Source organism: Streptomyces sp. NPDC019531 (assembly GCF_044903305.1).
GTDB lineage: Bacteria > Actinomycetota > Actinomycetes > Streptomycetales > Streptomycetaceae > Streptomyces.
Window position 1 is genome coordinate 59,718 of the sequence record NZ_JBJDQL010000029.1, and the last position, 12,274, is coordinate 71,991.

General features: G+C 69.7%; 9 protein-coding genes and 1 pseudogene. 8 read left to right on the top strand and 2 right to left on the bottom strand.

The annotated features are described in order from the left end of the window. Nucleotides 1-42: 42 nt before the first annotated feature. A complete protein-coding gene (locus tag ACI2L1_RS28945; protein ID WP_404742323.1) occupies nucleotides 43-993 on the top strand; it encodes an LD-carboxypeptidase in 951 nt (316 codons plus the stop codon). A 94-nt stretch (nucleotides 994-1,087) separates the two neighbouring features. Here the strand turns inward: ACI2L1_RS28945 and ACI2L1_RS28950 are convergent, their stop codons facing one another. Then, a complete protein-coding gene (locus tag ACI2L1_RS28950) occupies nucleotides 1,088-1,939 on the bottom strand; it encodes a class I SAM-dependent methyltransferase (RefSeq protein ID WP_404742324.1) in 852 nt (283 codons plus the stop codon). A 139-nt stretch (nucleotides 1,940-2,078) separates the two neighbouring features. On the opposite strand from ACI2L1_RS28950, the gene ACI2L1_RS28955 reads away from it, so the two are divergent. Next, entirely contained in the window at nucleotides 2,079-2,861 is a 783-nt protein-coding gene (locus ACI2L1_RS28955) for a recombinase family protein (RefSeq protein ID WP_404742325.1), read from the top strand. Nucleotides 2,862-2,874: 13 nt separating this feature from the next. Here ACI2L1_RS28955 and ACI2L1_RS28960 read toward each other — a convergent pair whose 3' ends face one another. Next, the gene (locus ACI2L1_RS28960; RefSeq protein WP_404742326.1) at nucleotides 2,875-4,080 is read right to left on the bottom strand and encodes a bifunctional class I SAM-dependent methyltransferase/NUDIX hydrolase; all 1,206 of its coding nucleotides are present in this window, start codon (nucleotides 4,078-4,080) and stop codon (nucleotides 2,875-2,877) included. A 177-nt stretch (nucleotides 4,081-4,257) separates the two neighbouring features. Between ACI2L1_RS28960 and ACI2L1_RS28965 the strand changes: the two genes are divergently transcribed. From ACI2L1_RS28965 to ACI2L1_RS28990, 6 genes and pseudogenes are all read left to right on the top strand, one after another. After that, entirely contained in the window at nucleotides 4,258-5,907 is a 1,650-nt protein-coding gene (locus ACI2L1_RS28965) for a cellulase family glycosylhydrolase (protein WP_404742327.1), read from the top strand. Between the two features lie 157 nt (nucleotides 5,908-6,064). Next, on the top strand, nucleotides 6,065-8,137 hold the full coding sequence (locus tag ACI2L1_RS28970; protein WP_404742328.1) for a discoidin domain-containing protein: 2,073 nt from the start codon (nucleotides 6,065-6,067) through the stop codon (nucleotides 8,135-8,137). A gap of 24 nt (nucleotides 8,138-8,161) precedes the next feature. Continuing rightward, nucleotides 8,162-8,752 carry a TetR/AcrR family transcriptional regulator gene (locus ACI2L1_RS28975; protein ID WP_404742329.1) on the top strand — a complete coding sequence of 197 codons (591 nt, stop codon included), beginning with the start codon at nucleotides 8,162-8,164 and terminating at the stop codon, nucleotides 8,750-8,752. Between the two features lie 54 nt (nucleotides 8,753-8,806). Beyond that, a complete protein-coding gene (locus ACI2L1_RS28980; protein ID WP_404742330.1) occupies nucleotides 8,807-9,154 on the top strand; it encodes a VOC family protein in 348 nt (115 codons plus the stop codon). Nucleotides 9,155-9,209: 55 nt separating this feature from the next. Beyond that, on the top strand, nucleotides 9,210-11,585 hold the full coding sequence (locus ACI2L1_RS28985; protein WP_404742331.1) for an ATP-binding cassette domain-containing protein: 2,376 nt from the start codon (nucleotides 9,210-9,212) through the stop codon (nucleotides 11,583-11,585). A 135-nt stretch (nucleotides 11,586-11,720) separates the two neighbouring features. Beyond that, nucleotides 11,721-12,175: pseudogene (locus ACI2L1_RS28990) on the top strand (S-(hydroxymethyl)mycothiol dehydrogenase); the annotation flags it as partial. Nucleotides 12,176-12,274: the final 99 nt, after the last annotated feature.

The window sequence follows — 12,274 nt, forward strand, 5'->3', positions numbered from 1 at the left end:
CGGGGCCTGGCTTCGGCTGGACGTGTGCAGGAAGATCGCGGCATGGACTCCTTCGGCAGTCTCCAGAGCTTGCGGTCGCCGCGGTTGCGGTCCGGGGACCGGGTGCGGATCGTCGCTCCGGCCTGTCCCCCCAGCCGCGAGGGAGTCGCCCGTGGCGTTGAGCTACTGACGTCATGGGGACTTAGGGCCGAGGTGGGTGAGCACGTCTTTGACCAATGGGGGTATATGGCCGGTCGGGATGAGGATCGCGTCTGCGACCTGAACTCCGCGTTCCGCGACCCGGGGGTCCGCGCCGTGCTTGCCGCCATGGGCGGCAAGGGCACCTACCGCATCGTCGACGACCTCGATACCGACGCGCTGCGCCGTGACCCGAAACCGGTGGTCGGCTTCAGCGACATCACCCACCTCCACATCGCCCTGTGGGCCCGATGCCGACTGTCCTGCCTGCACGGCCCCTTCCCCGACGACTCATGGTGCGGGCCCGCATCAGCCGACGCCGTCCGCCGCGCGCTGATGACCACCGCCCCCGTCACCATCCACCGGGACACCAGCCAGGCCAGTGCGGCAGTCACCGTCGAGGGCACCGCGACCGGTGTCCTTGTCGGCGGCAACCTCGACGCGATCCGCACCGAGGCCGGCGCCGGTCTGCCGAACCTCAAGGGGGCGATCCTCTTTCTCGAACACCAGCGAGGCACAGGGCTGGGGGAGGCCGACCGCGCGCTGACCCAGCTGACCCGTACCGGGGCTCTGGACGGGTTGCACGGTGTTGCGCTCGGCCAGTTCATCGGCTTCGACCAGGATGCCGACGACCCGACCCTGGGGGGATGGGGCATCGCCGACGTCCTGCGTGACCGACTGACCCGCCTGGGAGTACCTGTCCTCGGCGGACTCCCTGCCGGACACGGCCCGCACCCTCCGACCATCCCGCTCGGCACTGAGGCCACGATCGACACCGCCGCCGGAACCCTGACGGTTCAGCCGGCCGTCACCTGACCGTCGACTGCCCGTTCTTGCACCGTGTGCGGTCTCCGAGCGCACATCGGTCCGCGAGGCTGGTGGGCTCGCAGCCTTGCCGAGCAGGCCACCTCTACCGGCGGACCGCCGAGATGAGTCCGCCTGGCCGTTCCTCGCGCTGTGGTGGGGTGTTGATCGGACGGCCGTAGGCGGCAGCGCGCTCGCGCAGGGTGTGGCTGTCGGCTTCCCAGCCGCGCCCGGCCAGCCAGCCCACCGGGTCGTCGGGCATCTCCGAGACCCACATGGACGCCGCCGATCCCGGTACGGCGTCCGCGCCGAAGCGCTCGATCACGCCGCGCGAGCCCAATGTCAGCCCCATCCAACTGCCTGCCGCCGACTGCGCGCTGATCCGGTCCAGCAGCAGCTCCACGGCGTCCTCGGGCAGATAGATCAGCAGTCCCTCGGCGATCCACACGGTCGGCACGGCCGGGTCGTGCCCTGCGGCGGCCAGCGCGCCTGGCCAGTCCTCACGCAGATCCACCGCGACGGTGATCCGCTCGCAGCGTGCGACGGCCCGCTCCTGGCGCAGCACCGAAGCCTTGAAGCCCAGTGGCGCGGCGGTGTCGACCTCGAACAGCCGGGTGCCCTCGGGCCAGTCCATCCGGAAGGCCCTGCTGTCCATGCCGGCGCCGAGCAGCACGACCTGCCGGACCCCGGCCGCGGAGGCCTGCTGCAACAAGTCGTCGAGGAACTTCGTCCTGATGACGATGGAGAACGAAACGGCCAGCCGTCGGCGTCGCGCGGCCTCGTCATCGGGCAGCGGCGGCGAGGAGGGCCACAGGCCGCCGGCGGTGGCGAAGGCCTGTGCCAGTGGGTCGCGGAACAGCGCGTTCTCCCGCGCGGTCTCCAGCGCCCGCACCCTGGCCACCCCCACCGCCGTGGCCCACACTCCCGACGGCTGCACCCGCTCCTGCTCATCAGTCACCGCGCCAGCCTAGGTGGTCGATTTCCAATGGGCCTGATGAGTGGAGCCAGGTTCATGCGCGGCCAAGCCAGTCATGCGCGCGGAGAGGATCCGAGTCCCCCGTCGGGCGGGGGCTCTCGGTGTGGCGAACCTGGTCTACATGCGGGTCTCGACCGACCAGCAGTCGACCGCCCGGCAGAGCCTCGTCCTGGAGGAAGCCGGCATCGAGGGCCCGGTCGTCTTCGAGGATGACCCGGGCACCCCCAGTCGCCTCCACCCGCTCCAGGGCCCGAACTTCCGCGAACTGCTCACCCACTCGCGGCCGGGCGACACCGTGCGCATCTCCGAGATGTTCCGCCTCGCGCCCGGCACCGGGCACATCCTCGACGTGCTCCGCGGTGAACTCCAACCCGACCTCCAGCGCGAGTTGACCTACGACGGCCTGCGCGCCGCCGAGGCCAAGGGCAGCAAGGGCGGTTGCCGTCCCGCCGTCCCGGCCGCGAAGGCCGACACCGTCCGCACCGCCTATCGGGAGGGCCGCTCGATCGCCCCCCTCACCCGCGACGACGGCTTCAGCCGGGGCGCCATCCGTACGGCCGTCGCCGACCTCATGCCCGACCACGCCGCCATCGAGCAGGAGGGCGGCGTTCCGTCCTCGGAGCTGCCGGTCACCCTCGATGTGCCGGACAGGGCCGCCGTTTCCTCCGCGCGAGCGACCTGGAGCCCGCAAGAGCGGGACGCGCTCGACCAGGGCGTGACCGTACGGCGCGGCCAGGGCCGCACCCTGCGCGTCACCGCCGCGCCAGCTGTTCACCGCCAACTCCTCGCCCGCCGCCGGCCGCTCGACGGCGGTCAGGGCCTCCCCGCGGTCCCGGCCCGGCGCAAGGTCCGTCGCGAGTACGGGAACCGCCTCAACGCCCATGTGGCCACAGCCGGACCATGAGCCGGACAAGCAGCTACCGCTGATTTCCGTTCGGCCGCTCCCCGCGGGCCACAGAGGCGGCGTACGGCGTGAAATGGGCCGGGGTGTGGTCGATCGGGAGGGTCGGGCGCCAGGCGGTGAGGCCCTGGGCACTGCAGACGAAGAGGTTCTCCGGGAGGCGGTCCAGGGAGAACCAGCGCCAGTCGCCGACGCGTTCGTCGGGCTGGTCGGAGGGCTCGCCGCGCCAGGCGGTGACCTGGGTCGCCACGGTCATCCGGACCACACCGTCGGCGTCGTCGAGGAGCGTGCCCAGCAGGTGGACGTCGGCCGTGTCGGCCTCGATCCCCGTCTCCTCGCGGAGTTCGCGGACCACCGTCTCCTCCAGCGACTCCCCGGGCTCCACCGTGCCGCCGGGCAGCTCCCACGTCCCGCGCCGGTGCCGGCCGAGGAGCAGTCCGCGGGGTCCGTACAGGATGGCGCCCACGCCGATCGCCGCGTGCGGCACCGGACCGCGGTTGGTGCGGGGTCGGGAGGAGACCCGGACCGGGCGCGTCACCCGGAAGATCCGGTACGACGCGTGGTTGCCCTCCTCCGGTGCGTCGAGCACGTCCACGCCCTCGACCCGCAGCCCGTGCTCCCCCAGCAGGTCGGTCCAGAGCTCTTGAGCCAGGACCCACATCCGGACGGTGACGTCCTCGCCTCCCGCGAGCCGCAGGATCTCGGGCCGGGACTCGACGACCGACGAGGGGCCGTCGCCGCGCGAGTTGGTGTGCAGCACGGCGAAGCACAGCGTCCCGCCGGGACGGATCGCCGCCGAAAGGGCGGGCAGCAGGCGACGGGGGTCGATGTACGGCAGCGCGTTGACCGAGTAGACGACGTCGTACGGTTCCGCCGTGCCGAGGTGCTCGACGGCGTCGGCCCTGATCAGGTGCAGCCCGCCCAGGGAGCCGTAGCGCGCGAGAGCCCGTTCGTACTGGGTGGGGGAGGAGTCGACCGCGTCCACCGAGGCGCCGTACGCCCGGACCAGATGTGCCGCGTGCCGGGCCGGGCCGCACCCGACGTCCAGGACTCGTCGCCCGGTGAGTTCGCCGAGGATCTCGGCGCCCGGGCCATGGCCCCGCAGGCCCCAGTCGAACCGCTCCAGCTCCGGCAGCACCGTGCTGCGCCGCAGATGGTGGTCGCCGTAGGCGTGCCAGGCCTCGGCGTTGACGGAGTGAGGGTCGAGGGGTCGCGTGGTCAACGTGCCTCCCAGATGCGGTGGTCCAGGTTCGGAACCCTATGCGAGCGCCGGCACCACCGAGTTGCCCAGGAGCACCGCCCATTTCCGTCTCCTGTCTTGACGTGTACTTGACGGAGTGGCTTCTATGGGAGCGCTCCCATGCTCCTTCCGACTGCCTCACCCACCCCTGGAGCCGCAGTGAGAAGAACAAGAAAGAGCCCCTTAGGCACGTTCCTGGCCAGGCTGGCGGCCCTCGTCGGCCTGGTGGTGCTCGGCGGCCTCTGCCCGGGCACGGCCCAGGCCGCCGTCGAACCCGGCACCCAGGCCACGGGCCTGCACATCAGCAACGGCCGTCTGGTCGAGGGCAACGGCAACGACTTCGTCATGCGGGGCGTCAACCACGCCCATACCTGGTACCCGAACGAGCTGCAATCGCTGGCCGACATCAAGGCGCAGGGCGCCAACACCGTCCGGGTCGTCCTCGCCGACGGCCACCGCTGGACCGCCAACAGCGCTTCGGACGTGGCCAACGTGATCGCCCAGTGCAAGGCCAACCGGCTCATCTGTGTCCTGGAGGTGCACGACACCACCGGATACGGCGAGGACACCGCCGCCGGCACCCTCGACCAGGCCGCCGACTACTGGATCGGCCTGAAGGACGTCCTGGCCGGCCAGGAGAACTACATCCTCATCAACATCGGCAACGAGCCCTGGGGCAACACGAGTCCGGAGGGCTGGACCGCTCCCACCATCGCCGCGATCCAGAAGCTGCGGGGCGCCGGGTTCCAGCACACGATCATGGTGGACGCGCCCAACTGGGGCCAGGACTGGCAGCAGGTCATGCGCACCAACGCCCAGTCCGTCTACAGCGCCGACACCACGGGCAACCTGATCTTCTCGATCCACATGTACAGCGTCTTCGACACCGCGGCGGAGATCACCGACTACCTGAACGCCTTCGTCGGCGCCGAACTGCCCATCCTGATCGGGGAGTTCGGCGGTCCCGCCGACCAGTGGGGCGATCCGGACGAGGACACCATGATGGCAACCGCCGAACAGCTACACCTCGGCTATCTGGCCTGGTCCTGGAGCGGCAACACCGACCCGATCCTCGACCTGGTGCTCAACTTCGACCCGGCGCAGATGAGTTCGTGGGGTCAGCGCGTCTTCAACGGCGCCAACGGCATCGCGCAGACCGCCAAGGAGGCCACGGTCTTCGGCGGCGGTTCCGGCGACACCCAGGCCCCCACCGCTCCCGGCACCCCGACCGCCTCGGCGGTGACGGCGAGCTCCGCGAACCTGTCCTGGACGGCCTCCACTGACAACGTTGGCGTCGCCGGGTACGACGTCGTCCGCGTCAGCGGTGGCACCGAGACCACGGTCGCGGCCTCGACGGTGAATTCGGTGACCGTGTCCGGACTGACCGCCGACACGGCGTACTCCTTCGCCGTCTACGCTCGTGACGCCGCCGGCAACCGGTCGGCCCGCTCGGCCACGGTGAACATCACCACCGCCGCAGCGCCCACTGGGAGCTGCTCGGTCGGCTACCGCGTGGTCGGGGAGTGGCCCGGCGGTTTCCAGGGCGAGATCGCCATCCGCAACACCGGCACGGCCGCCGTCACCGGCTGGAAGCTCGGCTTCAGCTTCACCGACGGGCAGACCGTCTCCAACATGTGGGGCGGGACCGCCGCGCAGAGCGGCGCAGCGGTGACCGTCACCCCGGCCTCCTACACCAACACGATCCCGGCCGGAGGCTCCGTCACCGTCGGCTTCATCGGCAGCAAGGGCACGACGAACACCGCGCCCACGGCCTTCACCCTCAATGGAGCGACCTGCGTGAACGGTTGATGTACCCCAGGTATCAGGTCAACTGTCCCGGACTCTTGACTCGGAGCGCAGTCGTCGCGATCCTCGACGCAGATATCGCGCCGGTCATGACAATCCCAAGGGCAGCCAAAGTGCCCTCGGTCGACGGCGCCCTCCCGCCGACCGAGGGACGTGGGCCATGACCGGAGACTCCGTCCGCAGACACCGGAACATCACCGGACGACGGAAGAACATCACCGTCGTCTCCGTGCTCTTCCTGGTGCTGGCCACCATCCTCGGCCCCACGCCGAGTTCGGCGGCCACCGACTGGTGGACACCGACGGCCAGACCCACCCCCGACGTCCAGGTCAACGTGACCGGAGCGCCCTTCACCGGCACGAACTCGGCAGGCGAGGTGCAGGGGTTCGTCGACGCGCACAACCACCTCTTCTCCAACGAGGCCTTCGGTGGGCGGCTGATCTGCGGCAAGGTCTTCTCCGAGTCCGGAGTCGCCGACGCACTCAAGGACTGTCCCGAGCACTACCCGGACGGTTCCCTCGCGCTCTTCGACTACATCACCCACGGCGGCGACGGCAAGCACGACCCGGTCGGCTGGCCCACCTTCGCCGACTGGCCGGCGTACGACTCGATGACCCATCAGGCCAACTACTACGCCTGGGTGGAGCGGGCCTGGCGCGGTGGGCAGCGGGTGCTGGTCAACGACCTCGTCACCAACGGCATGATCTGCTCCATCTACCCCTTCAAGGACCGCAGCTGTGACGAGATGACCTCGATCCGCCTGCAGGCCAAGCTCACTTACGACCTCCAGGCCTACATCGACAAGATGTACGGCGGCACCGGCAAGGGCTGGTTCCGGATCGTCACCGACAGCGCGCAGGCCCGACAGGTCATCCAGCAGGGCAAGTTGGCGGTCGTCCTCGGGGTCGAGACCTCCGAGCCGTTCGGCTGCAAGCAGATCCTCGACATCGGGCAGTGCAGCAAGGCGGACATCGACAAGGGGCTCGACGAGCTGTACGCGCTCGGCGTGCGCTCCATGTTCCTGTGCCACAAGTTCGACAACGCCCTGTGCGGGGTCCGCTTCGACGAGGGCGGCCTCGGAACCGCCATCAACGTCGGGCAGTTCCTGTCCACCGGAACCTTCTGGCAGACCGAGAAGTGCACCACCGCGATGCACGACAACCCGATCGGCACGGCGGCCACCGACGCGGAGGACGACCTGCCGGCCGGCACCGAGGTCCCGGAGTACGACGAGGACGCGCAGTGCAACGTGCGCGGGCTCACCGATCTCGGTGAGTACGCCGTGCGCGGCATGATGAAACGCAAGATGATGCTCGAGATCGACCACATGAGCGTCAAGGCCGCCGGCCAGGCCCTCGACATCTTCGAGGCCGCCAACTACCCGGGCGTGCTGTCCTCGCACAGCTGGATGGACCTCAACTGGACCGAGCGGGTGTACTCGTTGGGTGGTTTCGTCGCCCAGTACATGCACGGCTCCGAGGACTTCGTCGCGGAGGCCGAGCGTACCGCCGCGCTGCGCGAGAAGTACGACGTGGGCTACGGCTACGGCACCGACTTCAACGGCATCGGCGACCACCCCGCGCCGCGTGGAGCGGACGCGGCGAACAAGGTGGCGTACCCCTTCAAGAGCGTCGACGGCGGCTCGGTCATCGACAAGCAGACCTCCGGGCAGCGCACCTTCGACTTCAACACCGACGGGGCCGCGCATGTCGGCATGATCCCGGACTGGATCGAGGACATCCGGCTCGTCGGCGGCCAGGACGTGGTCGACGACCTGTTCCGCGGGGCCGAGTCCTACCTCGACACCTGGGGCGCCTCGGAACAGCACCAGGCGTCCGTGAACCTCGCCAAGGGGCGCACGGCCACGGCCAGTTCGTCCGAGTCGAACCCCTTCACCAGCTACCAGCCGGGGCGGGCCGTGGACGGCGACGACTCCAGCCGCTGGGCCAGTGACTGGAGCGACGACCAGTGGTGGCAGGTCGACCTGGGCTCCACCAACCTGGTTTCCAGGGTCACGCTCGACTGGGAGCGGGCGTACGGGAAGTCGTACCGGATCGAGCTCTCCACGGACGGCACGAACTGGACGACCGCCTGGTCGACGACCAGCGGTGACGGCGGGCTCGACACGGCCGGTTTCACCGGCACACCGGCACGTTACGTCCGGGTCCACTGTCTCGACCGCGGTACCGACTGGGGATACTCGCTCCACGAGGTGGGTGTCCACAGCGGCTGACACATTCGACAGCGGGGGAAACACATGGCACGCATGCCGTCGGCGGAGCGGCGCAGACAGCTGACGGAAGCGGCGATCAGGGCGATGGCCCGGGACGGCGTCGCGAAGACGACGACCCGGTCCATCGCCGCCGAGGCCGGCGTGTCCCTCAGCGTCTTCCACTACTGCTTCGACTCCAAGCAGGCCCTCGTCGAGGCGGTCATCACGACCCTCACCGACCAGTCCGTCACCGTCGTCAAGGAAGCACTGCGCCCCAGGGGCACCCTGGAGGAGACCGTCGCCGCCGGTTTCCGGGCGTACTGGGACCACGTCCGCGCCCACCCCGAGGCGCACATGCTCACCTACGAGCTCACCCAGTACGCCCTGCGTGAGCCCGGGTTCGAGCATCTGGCCCGACGCCAGTACGAGCTGTACGGCGAGGCCTACGCCGAGCTCATCGAGCAGCTGCGAAGGGACATGGAGCTTGAGCTGAGGGTTCCCGTCTCCGTCCTGGCCCGCTATCTCGCGGCCATGACCGACGGGCTGACCCTGAACTACCTCGTCCTCGGCGACGCGGCCGCGTGGGCCGACATCCTCGACACCGTCACCGCGCACATCGCGGGCCTGGTGCGCTGAGACCGGTCAGGATTCGAGAAGCGCCCGCCATGGGCGGTGGCTAGCGTGACCGACATGGACATCACGATTCGGGCGAGCTTCCTCCCGCACGAGGACCCGGAGGCCTCCCTGGCCTTCTACCGGGACGTGCTCGGCTTCGAGGTCCGGGGCGACGTCGGTCGCGACGGGATGCGCCGGCTCACGGTCGGCCCCGCGGGGCAGGCCGACACGTCGGTCGTACTGCAACCGGCGGGCGACGACCCCGAGCTCCTGCTCGCCACCCCCGACCTCGACTCCGTGTTCGAGCGGCTCCAGGCCCGCGCCGAGGTGATCCAGGAGCCGATCGAGCAGCCGTACGGCGTTCGGGACTGTGCCTTCCTCGATCCCGCGGGCAACATGATCCGGATCCAGGAGCTGCGCTGAGGCGCGTGCACCGACGTAGTGTTCGAAGCTGTCGAAAACGGGAGGACACGTCACCATGAGCAAGGCCACTTCGGGCGACCGGCACGCCGCTGACAGCCACGACCTGATCCGCGTGCACGGGGCGCGCGAGAACAATCTCAAGGACGTCAGCATCGAGATCCCGAAGCGCCGGCTCACGGTGTTCACCGGAGTCTCCGGCTCCGGCAAGAGCTCGCTGGTGTTCGACACCATCGCCGCCGAGTCGCAGCGGATGATCAACGAGACGTACAGCGCCTTCGTGCAGGGCTTCATGCCGACGCTCGCGCGGCCCGAGGTCGACGTCCTCGACGGGCTGACCACCGCGATCACCGTCGACCAGCAGCGCCTGGGCGGCGACCCGCGCTCCACCGTCGGCACCGTCACCGACACCAACGCGATGCTGCGCATCCTCTTCAGCAGGCTCGGGACCCCGCACATCGGCTCGCCCAAGGCGTTCTCCTTCAACGTGGCCTCGATCAGCGGGGCGGGCGCGGTCACCATGGAACGCGGCGGGCAGACGGTGAAGGAGCGCCGCAGCTTCAGCATCGTCGGCGGCATGTGTCCGCGCTGCGAGGGCCGGGGCACGGTCAACGACATCGACCTCACCCAGCTCTACGACGACTCCAAGTCCCTCGACGAGGGCGCGATGACCATCCCCGGCTACAAGGCCGGCGGCTGGAACTACCGGCTCTACAGCGAGTCCGGTTTCTTCGACGCCGACAAGCCGATCCGCAAGTTCACGAAGAGGGAGCTCCAGGACTTCCTGTACCGCGAGCCGACCCGGATGAAGATCGCGGGCATCAACATGACCTACGAGGGTCTCGTCCCGCGGATCCAGAAGTCGATGCTCGCCAAGGACCGCGAGTCGATGCAGCCGCACATCCGCGAGTTCGTGGACCGGGCGATCACCTTCATGGTCTGTCCCGAGTGCGAGGGCACCCGGCTCAACGAGGGCGCCCGGTCCTCGAAGATCAAGGGGATCAGCATCGCCGACGCCTGCGCGATGCAGATCAGCGACCTGGCGGAGTGGGTGCGGGCGCTCGACGAGCCGTCTGTCGGGCCGCTCCTGACGGCGTTGGGGGAGACCCTCGACTCGTTCGTGGAGATCGGGCTCGGCTATCTCTCCCTCGACCGGTCCTCGGGCACGCTGTCCGGCGGGGAGGCGCAGCGCACCAAGATGATCCGGCACCTCGGCTCCTCGCTCACCGATGTCACGTACGTCTTCGACGAGCCGACGATCGGGCTGCACCCGCATGACATCCAGCGCATGAACAACCTGCTGCTGCGCCTGCGGGACAAGGGCAACACGGTGCTGGTCGTGGAACACAAGCCGGAGACGATCGCGATCGCCGACCATGTCGTCGACCTGGGGCCGGGTGCGGGTACGGCGGGCGGTTCGGTGTGTTTCGAGGGCACGGTGGAGGGGCTGCGGGGAAGTGACACCGTCACCGGGCGCCACTTCGACGACCGGGCCGGTCTCAAGGACACGGTCCGCAAGGCGACCGGGGCGCTGGAGATCCGCGGTGCGTCCACGCACAACCTCCAGGGCGTCGACGTCGACATCCCGCTGGGCGTGCTGACGGTGATCACCGGGGTCGCGGGGTCCGGCAAGAGCTCCCTGGTGCACGGGTCGATCCCGGCCGGGGAGGGGATCGTGTCCGTGGACCAGGGCGCAATCCGCGGCTCCAGGCGCAGCAACCCGGCGACGTACACCGGACTCCTCGAACCGATCCGCAAGGCGTTCGCGAAGGTCAACGGTGTGAAGCCGGCGCTGTTCAGCGCCAACTCCGAGGGGGCGTGCCCCACCTGCAACGGTGCCGGGGTCGTCTACATGGACCTCGCGATGATGGCGGGGGTCGCCACGACCTGTGAGGAGTGCGAGGGGAAGCGGTTCCAGGCCTCCGTCCTTGAGTACCACCTCGGCGGGCGGGACATCAGCGAGGTGCTCGCGATGCCGGTGACCGAGGCCGAGGAGTTCTTCGGCGCCGGTGAAGCGCGTACGCCGGCCGCGCACCGCATCCTGGAGCGCCTCTCGGACGTCGGGCTCGGCTACCTCACCCTCGGCCAGCCGCTCACCACGCTGTCCAGCGGCGAGCGGCAGCGGCTGAAGCTGGCGACCCACATGGGCGACAAGGGCGGTGTCTACATCCTCGACGAGCCGACGACCGGCCTCCACCTCGCCGATGTGGAGCAACTCCTGGGCCTGCTCGACCGGTTGGTGGACTCCGGCAAGTCGGTCATCGTCGTCGAACACCACCAGGCGGTCATGGCCCATGCCGACTGGATCATCGACCTCGGGCCTGGCGCGGGCCACGACGGCGGCCGGATCGTCTTCGAGGGGACACCGGCGGAGCTGGTCGCCGCGCGGGCGACGGTGACGGCGGAGCACCTGGGGGCGTACGTGGGGGTGTGACGGGGTGTCGTCCGTCGCCGCGACACGGCTGGAACCGACCTCTTGACCCATGGCTCACCCTCCCCGATGCTCGGTTGCGCATGGTGATGCACGTATCGAATGAGGCAACCGGCAGGTCCGTCGGAGGAGTGACCCATGGCTCAGGAGGTTCGTGCTGTCGTCGCCCGGGCGAAGGGCGCCCCGTCTCCGTCGAGACGATCGTCGTCCCCGACCCGGGCCCCGGCGACGCGCTGGTGAAGATCGAGGCGTGCGCCAAGGGCGAGTCCTGGTACTGCTTCGCCACCCTTAACTCGGCCCAGCCGATGACCCTGCTCGACGGCACCCCGGTCGCGCCCGCCCTCGGTATCGGCGCCTTCGCGGAGGGGACCCTGGTCGCCGCGGGACAGTGCACCAAGGTGGACCCGGCGGCCCCGGCGGCCGCCGCCGGACTGCTCGGCTGCGGTGTCATGGCGGGCTTCGGTGCGGCCGTGAACACCGGCGCCGTCGGCCGCGGGAGGGGTGCCACCCACGCCGTGAACTCGAAGGACCTGGGCCCGGTCGAGGCGATCCGCGAACTGACCGGCGGCTTCGGCGCCGACGTGGTCGTCGAGCTTTCTGTTGATTACTGCGCATCAAGTTGCGCCAAAAGAAACGCCGAACAGGGGCTGGGCCGGCCCTCTGGACGCCTTGACAAGGGTTTGCGGGCGCCT

Excerpts from the sequence above, each read along its gene's own strand:
- ACI2L1_RS28945 (WP_404742323.1), top strand. The coding sequence starts at position 43 with ATGGACTCCTTCGGCAGTCTCCAGAGCTTGCGGTCGCCGCGGTTGCGG.
- ACI2L1_RS28955 (WP_404742325.1), top strand. The coding sequence starts at position 2,079 with ATGCGGGTCTCGACCGACCAGCAGTCGACCGCCCGGCAGAGCCTCGTC.
- ACI2L1_RS28970 (WP_404742328.1), top strand. The coding sequence starts at position 6,065 with ATGACCGGAGACTCCGTCCGCAGACACCGGAACATCACCGGACGACGG.
- ACI2L1_RS28975 (WP_404742329.1), top strand. The coding sequence starts at position 8,162 with ATGGCACGCATGCCGTCGGCGGAGCGGCGCAGACAGCTGACGGAAGCG.
- ACI2L1_RS28980 (WP_404742330.1), top strand. The coding sequence starts at position 8,807 with ATGGACATCACGATTCGGGCGAGCTTCCTCCCGCACGAGGACCCGGAG.
- ACI2L1_RS28985 (WP_404742331.1), top strand. The coding sequence starts at position 9,210 with ATGAGCAAGGCCACTTCGGGCGACCGGCACGCCGCTGACAGCCACGAC.